The organism is Agromyces cucurbitae, from assembly GCF_058349945.1.
The window spans coordinates 1,036,438-1,052,370 of sequence record NZ_JBYRES010000001.1 but is presented as its reverse complement, the minus strand read 5'-3'; the positions used below and the strand labels follow the sequence as shown (position 1 = coordinate 1,052,370).

Here is a 15,933-nt window from a genome sequence, read left to right as displayed (position 1 = left end):
TTCAACGGAAGTTCCCTCGAGGGAACCGCGACCGACACGGGGGTCCGATGTCCGAGCCGAACCCGACCGGGGCCGCGCCCACGACCGACGAGCCCCGCGACGTGCTCGCGCCCGACTGCCCGAGCCGGGTCATCTTCGGCCGCATCGGCGAGCGGTGGACGATGTTCGTGATCCTCGCCCTCTCGCGCGCCGGCACGCTGCGCTTCACCGAACTGCGCGCAAGGGTCGGCGAGGTCACCCCCAAGGTGCTCACCGAGACGCTGCGCGCACTCGAGGGCGACGGGCTCGTCGAGCGGCGGGCCTTCGCCGACTCGCCGCCGCGCGTCGAGTACTCGCTGACCCCGCTCGGCGAATCGCTGCTCGAACCGATCGGCGCGATGCGCGACTGGGCCGAGCAGCACGTGCCCGAGGTGCTCGCGTCGCGCGAGCGCGCAGTCGGCTGAGGCCGCCGCGCGCTACGGTGGGCGAGTGACCCGCGCGCTCCTCATCATCGACATCCAGCAGGACTACTTCGCCGGCGGGCGCCACCCCCTCGTCGGCCCCGATGAGGCGGCGGCCGCCGCGGCCCGCCTGCTCGCCGACTGGCGCGAGCGCGGCGAAGCGGTCGTGCACGTGCGGCACGTCTGGGACTCGCCCGACGCCGAGTTCTTCCAGCCGGGCACGCCGGGCGTCGAGTTCCACCCGCTCGTCGCGCCGCAGGGCGACGAGCCCGTCGTCACGAAGGCGTTCCCGAACTCGTTCCTCGAGACCGATCTCGCCGACCGGCTCGCCGGGCTCTCGCTCGAGGCCCCGGTCGAGCTCGTCGTCGCGGGCATGATGTCGAGCATGTGCGTCGACGCGACCGTGCGAGCGGCCGCCGACCGCGGGCACACGGTGACCGTCGCCCACGACGCCTGCGCGGCCCCCGACCTCGAGTTCGGCGGGGTCGTCGTGCCCGCGGCCCAGGTGCACGCCGCGTTCATGGCGGCGCTCGGCGACAGCTACGCCATGGTGGCGAGCGCCGACGAGATCATCGCCGGCTGACGCAGCATTCTCTCGGTTCTTCGGCCGTGAGCCACCCGAAACTGCCTTCAGAGTGCGCCAGATGCGGCTGATTCACAGAACTTCTGTAATTCTTCCGTTTGCGTGAACGTCGCTCGCGTGTGACCATCGATGGCATGATCACCGCCGATCGACTCGACCCGACGCCCGACCACCAGCTCGACGCCGCCTCGCTCGAGGCATCCTCGACCGACGTCGACGCGCTCACGCTCGGCCGACGCATCCGCGAACGCCGCACCGCCCGCGGCATGACGCTCGGGCAGCTCGCGCAGGCCGTCGACCGCGCCCCCAGCCAGGTGAGCGCCATCGAGAACGGCAAGCGCGAGCCCCGACTCTCGATGCTGCGCACGATCGCCCTCGCCCTCGGCACCACCGTCGACGAGCTGCTGCGCGCCGACGCGCCGAGCGAGCGCGCGGCCCTCGAGATCGCCGTCGAGCGCGCCCAGCGCGGCCCGGTGTTCTCGGCCCTCGGCCTCGACCCGTTCCGCGTCGCGAAGACGATGAGCGACCAGACGCTGCAGACGATCCTCGCGCTGCACAACGAGATCGACCGGCTGCACCGCGAGCGGGCCGCGACCCCCGAGGAGGCACGCCGCGCGAATGCCGAGCTGCGTGCCGAGATGCGCGCCCGCGACAACTTCTACCCCGAGCTCGAGCAGAAGGCGGCCGAGCTGCTCGAGGCCGTCGGGCACACGGGCGGGCCGGTGTCGCACCAGCTCGTCGCCGACATGGCGTCACACCTCGGCTACTCGCTGCACTACGTCGGCGACCTGCCGCACTCGACCCGCTCGGTGACCGACAAGCGAAACGGCCGCATCTACCTGCCGACGCAGCAATCGCCGTCACGCGACTCGCGCTCCCCCATCCTGCAGGCGCTCGCGAGCCACCTGCTCGGGCACGAGGAGCCCGAGAGCTACGGCGACTTCCTGCGCCAGCGCATCGAGACGAACTACCTCACCGCCGCCATCCTGCTGCCCGAGCAGGCGGCCGTGCGCTTCCTCACCGAGGCGAAGAACCTGCGCCGCATCTCGATGGAGGAGCTGCGCGACCACTTCGCCGTCTCGTACGAGACGGCCTCGCACCGGTTCACGAACCTCGCGACCGCCCGGCTCGACATCCCGGTGCACTTCATGAAGGTGCACGAGTCGGGCACGATCATCAAAGCCTACGAGAACGACCGGGTCCGGTTCCCGTCCGACGCGCTCGGCGCCGTCGAGGGTACGACGGTGTGCCGCAACTGGACGGCACGCACCGTGTTCGACGTCGAGGACCGGTTCAGCCCCTGGTACCAGTACACCGACACCCCGTCGGGCACGTTCTGGTGCACGTCGCGCATCGAGAAGGCGAAAGAGGGCGAGTACTCGGTCTCGGTCGGCGTGCCGTTCGAGCACGTCAAGTGGTTCCGCGGCCGCGAGACACCCCATCGTGCGGTGTCGCGCTGCCCCGACCCCGCCTGCTGCCAGGCCCCGACGGGGCTGGCAGAGAAATGGGCGGATGCCTCGTGGCCGGCGGCCCGCACGCCGACGTCGCTGCTCGCAGCGCTGCCGACGGGCACCTTCCCGGGTGTCGACCAGACCGAGGTCTACGAATTCCTCGAGCAGCACGCGCCCACCGCCGGCTGACGAGAACGCCCCGGGCGGACCGGCACGAGGCCGGCCCGCCCGGGGCGTCGGTCGAGTCCGCTCAGGCGGCGGCGCGCTTCAGTTCGCGACCGTGCACCGTGAGGGCGTAGATCACGAGGATGTCGAGCACGATCAGGATGATCGACAGCCAGGGCTGTGCGGGGATCATGAACAGCTGACCGATGGCGTTGAGGATCGCGAGGATGATCGCGATCACACGCGCCCACGTCGCACCGCCGAAGAGGGCGATGGCCGTGATGATGAGCAGCGCACCGATCAGGATGTGCCACCAGCCCCACCCGGCGACGTTCATCATGAAGAGGTTCTCGCTCGTGAGGAAGTAGGCGGTGTCGGGCCCGATCACGGCCATGAGGCCGTAGATCGCGTCGAAGATGCCCGCGATCAGCAGCACGATCGCTGCGAAGTAGCCCCAGCCGACCCAGCCGGTGGTTTCGGTTTCGCTCATTTCGGTTCCTCCCTGTGGGGTACGGCGGCTCGCGCGACGGGGCGTCGCGCGTCGCATCCGTTCGTCGTCACGTTATCGAGGGGGGAATCGCACAGGCATCACTCAGGTTAAGTGATTCCTGAGCGCCGGCACCGGGCGCGTCGGCGTCAGAGCCGGCCGATGCCGGTCACGATGACGAAGACGCCGATCACGACGAGGATCAGGCCGGTGACCGTGCGGCTGTGGCGGGCCATCCAGTCGCGCATCGCCGTGAGCTTCGGCGCGGTGCGGGCCGGTGAGACCTTGGCGGCGACGATCGGCACGGCGACGGTCGAGGCGCCGATCATGACGAACACGACGAGCACGACGGCGGTGTCGACGGGCGACAGTTCCGCACCGCGCACCGACAGCGCTGCGGCGACGATGAGCAGCAGGCTCTTCGGCCGGATGTTCAGCACCACCCCGAGTGCGAAGCCCTCCCACGGTCCGAGCCGATTCATCGTGGCGAGCCACTTGGGCGGTGCGTCGGAGACGACACCCTGCTTGCGCAGGCGCCCGATCACCGCGATGACGATGATGAGCGCGCCCACGATGATCTCGGCGATGCCGACCGCCTCATTGGGCTTGCGACTCGAGCCCTCGCGGGGCAGCGCCTCGGCCAGCATCGTGCAGCCGATCACGAGCGTCGTCATGCCGACGAGCCAGCCGGCGAGGAACGGCCCCGACAACCGGTCGGCGTTCGGGGACAGCAGGATCGTCAGCGTGACGAGGATCGGCACCGAACTCGCCGCGACGGCGATCGCGATCGGCACGACATGTGCGAATGCCTCGAGCATCCCGCTCATGCCGCGCCGATCGCGGAATCAGTCCTCGCCTCGTCCAGACCGCTCAGGCCCTTCCTCGTTCGTCGTCGGGCGAGAGAGTCACGCCTTGGCCGGAAGCCTATACGCGATGTGCACCCGGCCGATGTCGCCGTCGAACGCGAACGGCATCTTGTCGGCGTAGGCGCGCGACACGGCACCGCCGTAGGCGCGGCCGATGTCGAGGCAGTCGTTCGCCGAGAACAGGAGCGGCGCGCTGACCGGCACCGTGCCCGAGCCGACCTCCGAGCCGTTCACCCGCAGCACGACGCTCAGCGGACCGCCGGGGCGGGGCTCGACGTAGTCGGTCTCGATCTCGATCGTGACGTCACCGGCCGGCAGGGGTGCCGACGCGGCGATCTTCGTGCGCTGCACGAGAAACAGGTTGTACTCGTAGTTCAGCACGCCGTCCTCGACGTACACCGTGAGGCCGCCGCCGGCACCGCCGAGCTTGTAGAGCACGCCGTTCGCGCCGTCGCCGACTTTCGCGTCGATCGTGACCACGTTCGGCTTGTTGCCGAGCGCGGGCGCGACGAACTCGGGCACGCGCACCGTGTCGCCCGTCATCTCCCACTCGGTGTACGGCGACGAGATGCGCAGCTCGGGGTGGTAGACGGGCACCCAGAGGCCGCCGCCGATCGGCAGCACGTCGTTCTTCGCCGCCTCGATGGCGAAGGCCTCCTTGAGCGCGGCGAGCTTCTCGGGATGCTCCTCGGCGAGGTCGTGGGCCTGGCTCCAGTCCTCGTCGAGGTTGTAGAGCTCCCACTTGTCGTCGTCGGGCGTCCACGTGGCGATACCGGGAGGCGCGCCCGGGACCCACGGCAGGCGCGGCCCCGTCGTCGACGCCATCCAGCCGTCCTCGTAGATCGACCGGCTGGCCATGACCTCGAAGTACTGCACCCGGTGACGGCCTTCGGCTGCGGCATCCTCGATCGAGTAGGCGAAGCTCGTGCCGTCGATCGGGTCCTGGTGAACGCCGTTGACCGTCTCGGGGTGCGAGATGCCGAGGATCTCGTAGATCGTCGGGGCGACGTCGATCACGTGATGGAACTGGGTACGGGGCGCGGGGTCGTGGGCGATGCGCCCCGGCCACTGGATGAACATCGGGTTGCGCGTGCCGCCGAGGTGCGAGGCCATGAGCTTCATGCCCTGGTAGGGCGTCGAACCCGCCCAGGCCCACGCGGCGTGGTACTGGTTGTCGGTCGCCGGCGTGCCGAGCGCGTCGAGGCCGCCGAGCTCCTCGAGCGCGGCGATGTGCTGGTCGATCGTCGTCGGGATCATGTTCTGTGCGAGCAGCTCGCTGATCGTGCCGTTCTGACCCTCGCCCGACGATCCGTTGTCGCCCCAGATGTAGATGACGATCGTGTTGTCGAGGTAGCCGAGGCGCTCGACCTCGTCGATCAGTCGACCGGCCTGCACGTCGGCGTGCTCGCCGAAGCCGGCGCACACCTCCATCAGGCGCCGCTGGAACGGCTTCTGGTGGTCGGGGATCTCGTCCCAGCCCTGCAGCGACTCGGGCCGCGGGGTGAGCTCGGCGTCCTCGGGGATCCATCCGGCCGCCTTCGCTCCGGCGAGCGCCTCCTCGCGGTAGACGTCCCAGCCGTCGTCGAAGACGCCGGCGTACTTGTCGGCCCACTCCTTCATGATGTGGTGCGGCCCGTGGATCGCGCCCGTCGCCCAGTACATGAAGAACGGCTGGTCTGGTGCGAGCGCCTTGTGGTCGCGCAGCCAGGCGATCGCGTCGTCGGCGATGTCCTCCGAGAGGTGGTAGCCCTCCTCGGGCGACTTCGGCGGCAGCACGCTCGTCGTGTTGCGCACGAGGTTCGGCTCGTACTGCGAGGCCTCGCCCGCGAGGAAGCCGTAGAAGTACTCGAAGCCGTTGCCCGTCGGCCAGTTGTCGTAGGGCCCGGCCTTGGTGGTCTCCTCGGCGGGCGTATTGTGCCATTTGCCCCATGCGGCGGTCGAGTAGCCGTAGTTGCGCAGCACCTCGGCCATCGTCGCGCTCGACTTCGGGATGTGCCCCGAGTAGCCGTCCCAGTCGTTGGCGAGCTCGGCGATCTGGCCGGCTCCGACGCGGTGGTGGTTGCGCCCGGTGAGCAGCGAGGCACGCGTCGGCGAGCACATGGACGTCGTGTGGAACCGGTTGTAGCCGAGGCCGTTCTGCCGGATGCGCTCGAGCGTGGGCGTGTTCACCTTGCCGCCGAGCGGCGCGGGCAGCGCGGGGCCGGCGTCGTCGATGAGCACGACGAGCACGTTCGGCGCGCCCTCGGCGAGGTGACGCTGCGGCGGCAACGGCGAGTACGTCGACTCGGCGAGCGTGCGCCCGGCGTAGCTGCCCGAGGGCTTCGGCGGGAACGGAAGCGTTCGGGCCGGGGGCAGCGGGGCCCCGATGACGGAGTTGCGGTCGTGGTCGGCCATGTTCATGTCTCCTCGTGGTTCCTGGCGATTCAGCCGAGCAGCTTGGCCTTGGCCGCCTCGAACTCGGCGTCGCTCAGGACGCCCTGCTCCTTGAGCGTCGCGAGTTGCTGGAGCTCGGCGACGACGTCGGTGCCGCCTGCGGGCGCTGCGGGGGCGGGCGCGGGCGGCGGCGGGGCGTACTGCGGCTCGGCGTACTGCTGCTGCGCGGCGGCCTGCTGCTGCATCTCGTACTGCTGCGCCTCGTAGCGCTCCTCTTCTTTGCGCTGCTGGTGGCGCATGACGCCACCGCTGACCGCCGTGGCCGTGCCGGCCACCACGGCCGTGCGCGCCGCCATTCCGATCAGCCCGGGCCGAGCCATCCTTCTCAACAGTGGCATCGTCTCTCCCCCTTACTCCGCGATGCGCGCTTCTGCGACGACCGCGTTGACCACCGGCGCGGGGATCCGCACCGAATCGACGACGGCACCGCCGGCCGCCAGCAGGCGGCTGGCGAGATGCCTCGCCCACACGAGCTCGACGACGAGCAGCAGGGCGGATGCCCCGACCGGAAGCCGCCCGCCGAGCTCGTGCACGTCTTCTTCGCCGACGAGTCCCTCGCCGGCGAGCTCGATCTCGCCGAGCGTGATGCCCGACTCGTCGAGTTCCAGGAACTCGACGCCCTCGCCGGTGCGCGACACGTGCACCAGGTCGAGCAGCCGCACCGTGCCGGCCTCGACGAGGTCGAGCACCGCCTCGATCACCCCGGCGTCGGGCGTGTCGCCCTCGTAGGCGGCGAGCACCAGCTCGACCGGCCCGAACTCGAGATCATCCATGAATCGCGCCCCCTCGGCAGTTCGGCCCGGAGCCGTGCACCCCGGGATCCGGCGCGAAGTCGCGCCCGCGTTCCATCGTGCTGACGGGCCGGGTGCAGTGCATCACGCAGATCGCGTGATGAGCCACGGCGCGCACGTTCGCCTGATCTGCATGATGCGCGCGCGGACGTCGGGCGATGTAATCGAATGCATCGAATGGAGCATCCGACATGGACCACATCGAAGCGCTGCGCCGACTCGCCATCGCCGACGACCGGCTCTCGATCGACGTCTTCGGCGAACCCGACGCGAGCTCCCTGACCGCGAAGACCCACGCGCTGTCGCGCCTGGCGGCACTCGTCGGCGTCGGCGGCACCGATGCGTCGTTCGCCGCGGTCGCCGACGCGGCCACGAGGGCGGGCGCCTCGTCGGCCGAGATGGTGCACGTGATCGTCTGCGTGACGCCGGTCGTGGGCGTGCCGCGCGCCGTCGCCGCGGCGCAGCACCTGGCGGTGGCCCTCGGGCTCGACCTCGAGACCTTCGTCACCGGCGACGTGTGACGCTCAGCCGAGCAGGCCGAGCTCGGCGGCACGTTCGACCGCGGACCCGCGCGTCGTCACCTGGAGCTTGCGGTAAATCGACCCGACCTGCGAGCTCACGGTGTTGCGCGAGACGAACAGGCGCTCGCCGATCTCGCCGATCGTGAGGTGGGTCTGCAGGTAGGGCAGCAGGCGCAGCTCGGCGGGCGTCAGGGGCGAGGTGCCGAGCACCTCGCGCGAGTGCTCGATCGAGATGCGCAGGCGTGCGACGTCGTCGACGAGCGTGCCGAGGTCGGGCCGGGCCCGCAGGAGCTCGTCGATCTCCTGCAGCAGGTGCGCGGCCGTCGAGTTGCGCCCGAGGGCCGCGAACGAGCGCGCGAGCTCGAGGCGCACCTTGACGGCGAAGACCGGCATCACGTGCGTGCACAGGCCGCGATCGCGCATGGCCGCCGCGAGCAGCCGCTCGGCGGTCGCCAGGTCGCGCCGGCGGATCGCGATGTGCGCGCTGACCGCGACGGCGAGCATCGTCGTCGCGTAACCGTGCATGTTGCTCGACTCGATGACCGTCATCGCCCGCTCGGCGTGCACCGCGGCCTCGTCGATCGCGCCGCGGTCGAGCGCCATGACGGCGAGCTCGGCTTCGCTCAGCAGGATCGTGTCGGAGTTGCCGAACAACTCGGCCTGCGCGGTCGCCTGTTCGAACACCCCTCTCGCGGCCTCGGCGTCGCCGCCGAGCTGCTTCGTCCAGCCGACGAGATGCAGCGCCTGGTCGCGCCAGAGGCTCGACGGCGATTCGACGCTGAGCGCGTAGTCGGCGTCGGCAGTCGCCGCGGCGAGGCCCTCCCGCCACATGATCACGCGCACCATCGCCCGCGCCGAGTCGTACTGGGGCAGCCCGAACTCGGGCGGGCCGTCGTATTCGATGTCGTCGAACATGCGCGCCCACCGGTCGGCCTCCGCCGCCTCGCCGGCGAGGATCGCGCGAAGCCCCGCGTGCACCACGAGCGGCGGGAACGAGGCGATCGCGTCATCGCCGAGTTCCTCCATCCACCTCGTCACGGCGGCGAGGTCTCCGGCCTGGTAGGCCGTGAGCCCGCGCTCGGCCACGAGCCTGACCGACTGCCCGTGCTCTCCCGCAGCGAGCAGGTGCTCGATCGCGAGATCCACGTGGTCGTGCGTCTCGCACCAGTGCGCCGCCCGCAGGTGGAGCTCGCGGTCGGCTCCGGGTTCGACCCGGTCGAGCTCGGCGAGCAGGAACTCGCGGAAGAGCTGGTGGTACCGGTACTCGCCGCGGCGACGGTCGATCGGCACGAGGAAGAGCCCCCGCCGCTCGAGGTCGCGCAACCGTGCCCGGGAGTCGTGGCGGTCGAGCACCGCGTCGCAGCATCCTGCCGACAGGTGTTCGAGCAGGGCCGTACGCCGCAGGAACGACCGGTCGTCGGGTTCGAGCCGCGCGTAGCACGCGCGGTACAGGTAGTCGGCGACGAATCGGTCGTCGCCGCCGACGTCGACCGGGTCGCCGCCGTCACGCGCGACGAGCGCGGCGAGCGTGATGCCCGTCGGCCAGCCTTCCGTGTGCTCCACGAGCTGCTCGAGCGCCGCGTCGTCGGCGCCCGCCGCGAGGACCTCGAACACCCGCCGGGCGTCGTCGACGCCGAGCCGCAGCTGATCGGCGCCGATCTCGACGACATCGCCGCCGAGGCGGAGTCGCGAGAGGAAGGGCGGAACATGACGGCTCGCCATCACGACCTGCGAGCCGTCGGGGATGCGGGCGAGCGCGACCTCGAGCACGTCCTGGCAGTCGGGCGAGTCGGTCTCGTGCAGGTCGTCGAGCACGAGCACGAACGGCAGTTCGATGCGCTCGATCGCGGTGGCGAGCAGCGGCGCCGCACGTCCGAGCACCGCCGGGCCGGTCATGGGCAGCGCGACGACCGCCGCGAGCCGGTCGTCGCCCGGCAGCGCATGCTCGAAGCCCTGCGCGAGCAGGTTCACGAGTGCCGCCGGGTCGTCGTCGAAGCGGTCGAGCGAGACCCACACCAGCACCCGCTCGTCGAGCTCGGCCCACTCGCGCAGCATGGTCGTCTTGCCGTAGCCGGCCGGCGCGACGAGGCTCACGAGCGGGGCGCGCGACGTGCGGGCGCGTTCGATCAGTCGCCGACGGCTGACCGTGGCGCCTCTGGTGCGGGGCGGTGCGAACTTCCGTTCGCCCTGCTCGAGCGCGGGCACCGCGTCGATCGCCGGGATCGCTTCGGCAGTCGATCCCGACGACGCATCCCCCCGCACGGCCGTCATACCGTCCATACGGTGGAGTCTATTCACCGACGGGGGACGCCCCGCCACGAAATTCCGCGCGGTTCCGGGCCTTGGCCCACGAACGGGGGGTACAGCCCGCGCCCGTCGAACGGGTCGCCCCGCGCATCGCCCGCCCGCCGACCGGACAAGTCGTTCGGCGCCGCGGCCAGATCGCGACACCCGCCGGTGGCGACGGGCGCACGACCCGGACAGGATGGATGACAACCAAATCGCATCGGAGTGATTCCCCGTGGGCACCACCGTCTTCGAACGACGCACCCCCAACCCATCCGTCATCGAGCACTCGCTCGCCGCCACCGGCCACTCGGTGTTCTGGCGCGACGACCTGCCCGAGGCCCTGAAGCCGAACCGGCCGAAGCTCGCCGGCACGAAGGTCGCCGAACTCGTCGTCGTCGGCGGCGGCTACACCGGCCTCTGGACGGCCCTGCTCGCGAAGGAGCGCAACCCCGACGCCCGGGTCGTGCTCGTCGAGGCGAAGCGCATCGGCTGGGCGGCCTCCGGCCGCAACGGCGGCTTCTGCGAGGCGAGCCTCACGCACGGCGACGAGAACGGCAAGGCCCGCTGGCCGAAGGAGATGGAGCTGCTCCACCGCCTCGGACTCGAGAACCTCGACGCGATCGAGGCCAGCGAGGCGAAGTACGGCATGGACTTCCAGTTCGAGCGCACGGGCCAGCTCGCCCCCGCCATCGAGGAGCACCAGGTCGAGTGGCTGCGCGATTGGGCCGACGAGGCCGCACAGCACGGCGAGGCCGACGATGTCGTGTTCCTCGACGAGGCCGCGGTCCAGGCATCCGTGAAGTCGCCCACCTTCCTCGCCGGCGTCTGGGAGAAGCGCACCAACGCGATGGTGCACCCGGCCCGGCTCGCCGCCGAGCTCGCGCGCGTGGCCGAGGAGCGCGGCGTCGAGATCTTCGAGAACTCGCCCGTGCGCCGCCTCGAGACCCCCGGGTCGACGGGCGCCGTGAGCGTCGTCACCGCCGGCGGCCGCGTCGACGCCAAGCACGCCGTGCTCGCGACCAACGTCTTCCCGTCGCTGCTCAAGCGCAACCGGCTCATGACCGTGCCCGTGTACGACTACGTGCTCATGACCGAGCCGCTGTCGGCCGAGCAGCTCGCCTCGATCGGCTGGAACGACCGCCAGGGCATCGGCGACATGGCGAACCAGTTCCACTACTACCGCCTCTCGAAGGACAACCGCATCCTGTTCGGCGGGTACGACGCGATCTACCACTACGGCCGCAAGGTGCGCGAGGAGTACGAGCACCGCCCCGAGACGTGGCGCAAGCTCGCGAGCCACTTCTTCACGACCTTCCCGCAGCTCGAGGGCCTGCAGTTCAGCCACCAGTGGGCCGGCGCGATCGACACGTCGACGCAGTTCACCGCCTTCTTCGGCACCGCCCGCGACGGCCGCGTCGCCTACGCGCAGGGCTTCACGGGCCTCGGTGTCGGCTCGACCCGCTTCGCGGGCGAGGTCATGCTCGACCTGCTCGAGGGCCGCGAGAACGAGCGCACCACACTCGAGATGGTGCGCAAGCGCCCCCTCCCCTTCCCGCCCGAGCCGGCCGCGGCGATGGGCATCAACGCGACGCGCTGGTCGCTCGATCGCGCCGACCACAACCGCGGCCGGCGCAACGTGCTGCTCAAGACGCTCGACGCCCTCGGCCTGGGGTTCGACTCGTGAGCGGCGAGGAGTCCGGCGTGCTGCGGCTCGTCGCCGGTGCGCTGACGGATGCCCCGGGGCTGGCGCTCGAGCACGAGCCGGTGCCGGCCGACCAGGTCGTCGCGGGCAGCCCGACGACGGCCTACCTCGCCCTCGACGAGTCGGCGGCCGGCGAGATCGGCGTGTGGGAGATGTCGGTCGGCGCGATGCGCGACGTCGAGGTCGACGAGGTGTTCGTCGTGCTCGCGGGCGCCGCGACGGTCGAGTTCGAGCACGTGCCGTCGACGGGCCGCCCCGGCGACCCGATCGTGCTGGCGCCGGGTGCCGTCGTGCGCCTCGAGGCGGGCATGCGGACGATCTGGACGGTCCGCGAACCGCTCCGCAAGGTGTTCATCTCGCGCTGAGGCGCGTTTCAGGTTTCAGTATTCAGGCTTCAGGAGGAGCAGACATGGCCAAGTACCGGGTGCAGAACCCCGCGACGGGGGAGATCGTCGAGACGTTCGAGTCGGCGACCGACGCCGAGATCGAGCGGACGCTCGCGGCGGCCGACGCCGCCTACCGCGAGTGGCGCGAACGCAGCGTGCAGGAGCGCGCCGCCGTGGTCAAGCGCGTCGCCGAACTCTTCGGCGAGCGCCGTGACGAGCTCGCGCGCCTCATCGCCGTCGAGATGGGCAAGTCGATCGCAGAGTCGCTCGACGAGGTCGAGTTCGCCCGCTCGATCATCGAGTACTACGCGGTGTACGGTCCGAGCCTCATCACCGACCACGAGATCCCGTCGACGATCCCCGGCAAGGCCGTCATCGAGCAACTGCCCGTCGGCGCCCTGCTCGGCGTCATGCCGTGGAACTTCCCCTACTACCAGGTCGCCCGCTTCGCGGCGCCGAACCTCGTGCTCGGCAACACGATCATCCTGAAGCACGCCGACATCTGCGCGCGCTCGGCCCTCACGATCCAGGAGATCATGGAGGAGGCGGGCGTTCCGGTCGGCGGCTACCAGAACGTGTTCGCCTCGCACGACCAGATCGCGACCATGATCGCCGACCCGCGCGTGCAGGGCGTCTCGCTCACGGGCTCCGAGCGCGCCGGCGCCATCATCGGCGAGCAGGCGGGCCGCCACCTCAAGAAGGCCGTGCTCGAGCTCGGCGGCATCGACCCGATGGTCGTGCTCGACGCCGACGACGTGGCCTCCGTGGCGAAGGCGGCGTGGGACTTCCGCGTCTACAACGGCGGCCAGGTCTGCAACTCGAACAAGCGCATGATCGTCATGGACGACATCTACGACGAGTTCGTCGCCGAGCTGACGAAGCTCGCGACGGGCCTCGAACCGGGAGACCAGCTCGACCTCGGCGAGGGCCAGTACGCCCCGCTGTCGACGCGCACCGCCGCCGAGACGGTGCACGCCCAGGTGCAGAAGGCGATCGCCGAGGGTGCGAAGCTCCAGGCGGGCGGCGTCCTCGCCGACGGCCCCGGGGCGTACTACTCCCCCGCCGTGCTCACCGACGTTCCGCGCGATTCGGAGTCGTACCGCGAGGAGATCTTCGGACCGGTCGCGACGGTCTACCGGGTGCACAGCGACGAGGAGGCCCTCGAGCTCGCGAACGACTGCGCGCTCGGCCTCGGCGGCTCGGTCTTCTCGACCGACGAGGCACGCGCGGCTCGCGTCGCCTCGCGCCTCGAGGTCGGCATGACGCACGTCAACACGATCGCCGCCGAGGCCGCCGAGCTGCCGTTCGGCGGCGTCAAGCGCTCGGGCTTCGGCCGCGAGATGGGCCCCGTCGGCATCGGCGAGTTCTCGAACAAGCGGCTCTCGTTCGTCGCGAAGTAGTCGCACGCCGCCGCGCCGTCCGATCGAGCGGTCCGGCCGAACCCCCGAGGCCACTCGACGCCGAAGGGCCTGAGCCCGGTGCAGAACCGGACCCAGGCCCTCACGGCCGAGACCCCTCGACTTTCCCTGGCCCGTCCGACATTCGGCGACCAGTTCAGCATGCGGGGCCTTCGTCGGGGCGTGTCTACGCTGATGCGCCCTTGCTCGCCTCGGCGGCGTCGATCTCCGACGCGAGCTTCGCGTCGAGGTCACCCCACGTCGTGTCGAAGGCCTTGCTCGCCTCGGCGTTGCTGAGCAGCGGCGTGATGTCGCTCCCCTTCTGGTTGACCGCGACGATCACGAGCCCGGACTCCCCGGCGTCGAGGAGGTCGGCGAGCTCGCGAACCTCCTTCTTCGGGATGTTGTGGTGGAAGTGGCCGACGATCGCGCCGACGCCCGCGGTCGTACCAGCGGCCGCTGCGATGCCCAGCGGCGGCACCAGCAGCGCGAGCGCGCCACCCAGCACCGCGCCGCCCCAGATGAGGTGCTTGGTGGTGCTGTCGTGACGGTCCATGCGCAGGTCGCCGTTCGCGTCCTTGGTCAGCACCGCGACCGCCGTGTGGTCGAACTCGCCATCGTGCCGGGCGTCCCAGACCGCGTGGAAGTCCTTCACTGCCGCGTCTCGATCCGCGTACTTCGCCGCAGCGAGCGTGATCGGAGTGTCCTTGTTCAAAATGCACCTCCTGTTTGCATGAAGGGCGGAATTCCTACCCCCGGCGCCGAGTCTTGAACACGTCCCACCCGTCGCCATCACCCAGAATCGACGATTTCTGCGCGCGCGGAACAGCGGCATCAAGCTCGGGGCGGCGGTTCATTCCATCTAAGTGATGTCGGCACTCCCCACGCTGCCTACGCTGACGCGTACCAACGCGGCAGGGGTGGAGCGCATCAGGTCGACGACGGCGAATCCGCCTGAGTTCACGACCGAGACGCAGCGCCGCGTACGGGACGCAATGTGGAGGAGGGGGCTATGCCGAACACAGAGAAGCCGAACATCGTCTTCGTACTGTACGACAACATCGGGTGGGGCGACTGGGGCGTCTACGGCGGAACGACGGCAACGCCGCGGATCGACGAGTTCGCCGGACAGGGGATCCGTTTCAACAATTACAACGTCGAATCGCAATGCACGCCGACGCGGGCGGCCTGCTTGACCGGTCGGCTGCCGTCCCGCTCCGGCACGTACGCGGTCCCCCTGCCAGGGCAGGGCGCCTATGGGCTCAGCCCCTGGGAGTACACACTGGCCGAGCTGCTTTCCGATGCCGGTTATGCGACGTCGGCGTGGGGCAAGTGGCATCTCGGAGAGGTGGAAGGCCGGCTACCAACCGACCAGGGCTTCGACGAATGGTGGGGCTATCGGAACACCATCGATGAGGCCGGGTACTCCTCCTACGCCGGATTCCGCGAACTCGTCGCGTCCGGTGTCGAAGAGCAACCGAAGATCTGGGAGGCGAAGCGCGGCGAACAGCCGGTCGCGGTGGCCGACCTCGACCTCGCGATTCGACCGTTCGTGGACGAGAAGATCGCCGGCCTCGCGACGGACTTCATCCAGCGCAAGGCAAAGGCCGGAGAGCCGTTCTTCACCTACGTCGCTTTCTCGCACGTGCACCCCCCGGAGGCGGCTCACCCTGACTTCGACCAGACCTCGGCAGACCGGAACGGCCTGTACGCTGACATCATCGCGGAGACCGACTACCGCTTCGGGCAGATCCTCGACGCCATCGACGCTGCGGGCATTGCCGACAACACGATCGTGCTGTTGCTGAGCGACAACGCCGCCGGAGGCGTCAACGCGACCCTCGGTGGGTCGAACGGCCCCTGGCACGGGAACTTCATGACCCCGCCGTTCGAGGGCAGCATGCGCGTGCCAGGAATGGTTCGCTGGCCGGGCAAGATCCCGGCGGGCATCGTCACCGATGAACTGCTGTCGGCCGTGGACTGGTTCAGCACGCTCGCAGCACTCGCCGGCGCGGCCGACCGCGTGCCCACTGACCGGCCGATCGACAGCATCGACGTGTCAGAATTCCTGCTCGGCACTGCCGACTCGACCGGGCGCGAATCGATCCTCTTCTGCGGCCCCGACGGCGAGCCCATGTCGGTCAAGTGGCACGACATCAAAGTCGTCCTCCGGTACGCCGAGGGAATCGGTGAACCCATCTGCAAGCCCATGTTCCCGCACGTGTACGACCTCAGCAGCGATCCCGGCGAGCAGTACAACCTCATGAACGAAAAGCTCGATATGGGGTGGATGTTCGCGCCGGCGTTCAGGGAGGTCGGCACCTACCTCCGAAGCGTCGCGCAGTACCCGAACACCAAGCCGGGTGAGGACTTCGAGGGCTACAAGCAATCCGCCTGATCCCGTGCTGTGCCACTCGGACTG

Annotated in this window: 15 protein-coding genes; 8 read left to right on the top strand and 7 right to left on the bottom strand. The window is 70.1% G+C overall.

Annotation, left to right across the window (positions count from 1 at the left end; translation table 11 throughout):
- Window positions 1-47: 47 nt before the first annotated feature.
- The 3 genes from AC3RJ6_RS04905 (at window position 48) to AC3RJ6_RS04895 (ending at window position 2,663) form a co-directional block, all read left to right on the top strand.
- Complete coding sequence (locus AC3RJ6_RS04905; protein ID WP_491425756.1) at window positions 48-443, top strand: winged helix-turn-helix transcriptional regulator; 396 nt, start codon at window positions 48-50, stop codon at window positions 441-443.
- Between the two features lie 25 nt (window positions 444-468).
- Complete coding sequence (locus tag AC3RJ6_RS04900; RefSeq protein WP_491425755.1) at window positions 469-1,023, top strand: cysteine hydrolase family protein; 555 nt, start codon at window positions 469-471, stop codon at window positions 1,021-1,023.
- A 134-nt stretch (window positions 1,024-1,157) separates the two neighbouring features.
- The gene (locus tag AC3RJ6_RS04895) at window positions 1,158-2,663 is read left to right on the top strand and encodes a helix-turn-helix domain-containing protein (protein ID WP_491425754.1); all 1,506 of its coding nucleotides are present in this window, start codon (window positions 1,158-1,160) and stop codon (window positions 2,661-2,663) included.
- A gap of 61 nt (window positions 2,664-2,724) precedes the next feature.
- Here AC3RJ6_RS04895 and AC3RJ6_RS04890 read toward each other — a convergent pair whose 3' ends face one another.
- The 5 genes from AC3RJ6_RS04890 to AC3RJ6_RS04870 form a co-directional block, all read right to left on the bottom strand.
- Window positions 2,725-3,129, bottom strand: coding sequence for a DUF7144 family membrane protein (locus tag AC3RJ6_RS04890; protein WP_491425753.1), 405 nt, complete (start codon window positions 3,127-3,129; stop codon window positions 2,725-2,727).
- A gap of 146 nt (window positions 3,130-3,275) precedes the next feature.
- Window positions 3,276-3,953 carry a GAP family protein gene (locus AC3RJ6_RS04885; protein ID WP_491425752.1) on the bottom strand — a complete coding sequence of 226 codons (678 nt, stop codon included), beginning with the start codon at window positions 3,951-3,953 and terminating at the stop codon, window positions 3,276-3,278.
- Between the two features lie 78 nt (window positions 3,954-4,031).
- On the bottom strand, window positions 4,032-6,386 hold the full coding sequence (locus AC3RJ6_RS04880; RefSeq protein ID WP_491425751.1) for an arylsulfatase: 2,355 nt from the start codon (window positions 6,384-6,386) through the stop codon (window positions 4,032-4,034).
- Window positions 6,387-6,415: 29 nt separating this feature from the next.
- Complete coding sequence (locus tag AC3RJ6_RS04875) at window positions 6,416-6,745, bottom strand: SHOCT domain-containing protein (protein WP_491426230.1); 330 nt, start codon at window positions 6,743-6,745, stop codon at window positions 6,416-6,418.
- 30 nt (window positions 6,746-6,775) lie between these two features.
- Entirely contained in the window at window positions 6,776-7,198 is a 423-nt protein-coding gene (locus AC3RJ6_RS04870) for a DUF6325 family protein (protein WP_491425750.1), read from the bottom strand.
- 209 nt (window positions 7,199-7,407) lie between these two features.
- Between AC3RJ6_RS04870 and AC3RJ6_RS04865 the strand changes: the two genes are divergently transcribed.
- Window positions 7,408-7,737, top strand: a complete 330-nt coding sequence (locus AC3RJ6_RS04865; RefSeq protein WP_491425749.1) for a carboxymuconolactone decarboxylase family protein — start codon at window positions 7,408-7,410, stop codon at window positions 7,735-7,737.
- A 3-nt stretch (window positions 7,738-7,740) separates the two neighbouring features.
- On the opposite strand, the gene AC3RJ6_RS04860 is transcribed toward AC3RJ6_RS04865, so the two are convergent.
- Window positions 7,741-10,017 carry a winged helix-turn-helix domain-containing protein gene (locus tag AC3RJ6_RS04860; protein WP_491425748.1) on the bottom strand — a complete coding sequence of 759 codons (2,277 nt, stop codon included), beginning with the start codon at window positions 10,015-10,017 and terminating at the stop codon, window positions 7,741-7,743.
- A 241-nt stretch (window positions 10,018-10,258) separates the two neighbouring features.
- Between AC3RJ6_RS04860 and AC3RJ6_RS04855 the strand changes: the two genes are divergently transcribed.
- The 3 genes from AC3RJ6_RS04855 to AC3RJ6_RS04845 are packed head-to-tail and all read left to right on the top strand — an operon-like array spanning window position 10,259 to window position 13,514.
- A complete protein-coding gene (locus tag AC3RJ6_RS04855) occupies window positions 10,259-11,710 on the top strand; it encodes an NAD(P)/FAD-dependent oxidoreductase (protein WP_491425747.1) in 1,452 nt (483 codons plus the stop codon).
- A gap of 17 nt (window positions 11,711-11,727) precedes the next feature.
- Window positions 11,728-12,093 carry a cupin domain-containing protein gene (locus AC3RJ6_RS04850; protein ID WP_491425746.1) on the top strand — a complete coding sequence of 122 codons (366 nt, stop codon included), beginning with the start codon at window positions 11,728-11,730 and terminating at the stop codon, window positions 12,091-12,093.
- Between the two features lie 44 nt (window positions 12,094-12,137).
- Window positions 12,138-13,514: an NAD-dependent succinate-semialdehyde dehydrogenase gene (locus AC3RJ6_RS04845; protein ID WP_491425745.1), complete on the top strand. Its 1,377-nt coding sequence runs from the start codon at window positions 12,138-12,140 to the stop codon at window positions 13,512-13,514.
- Between the two features lie 184 nt (window positions 13,515-13,698).
- Here AC3RJ6_RS04845 and AC3RJ6_RS04840 read toward each other — a convergent pair whose 3' ends face one another.
- The gene (locus tag AC3RJ6_RS04840; protein ID WP_491425744.1) at window positions 13,699-14,226 is read right to left on the bottom strand and encodes a hypothetical protein; all 528 of its coding nucleotides are present in this window, start codon (window positions 14,224-14,226) and stop codon (window positions 13,699-13,701) included.
- Window positions 14,227-14,523: 297 nt separating this feature from the next.
- On the opposite strand from AC3RJ6_RS04840, the gene AC3RJ6_RS04835 reads away from it, so the two are divergent.
- Window positions 14,524-15,909, top strand: a complete 1,386-nt coding sequence (locus AC3RJ6_RS04835) for a sulfatase-like hydrolase/transferase (RefSeq protein ID WP_491425743.1) — start codon at window positions 14,524-14,526, stop codon at window positions 15,907-15,909.
- Window positions 15,910-15,933 lie beyond the last annotated feature (24 nt).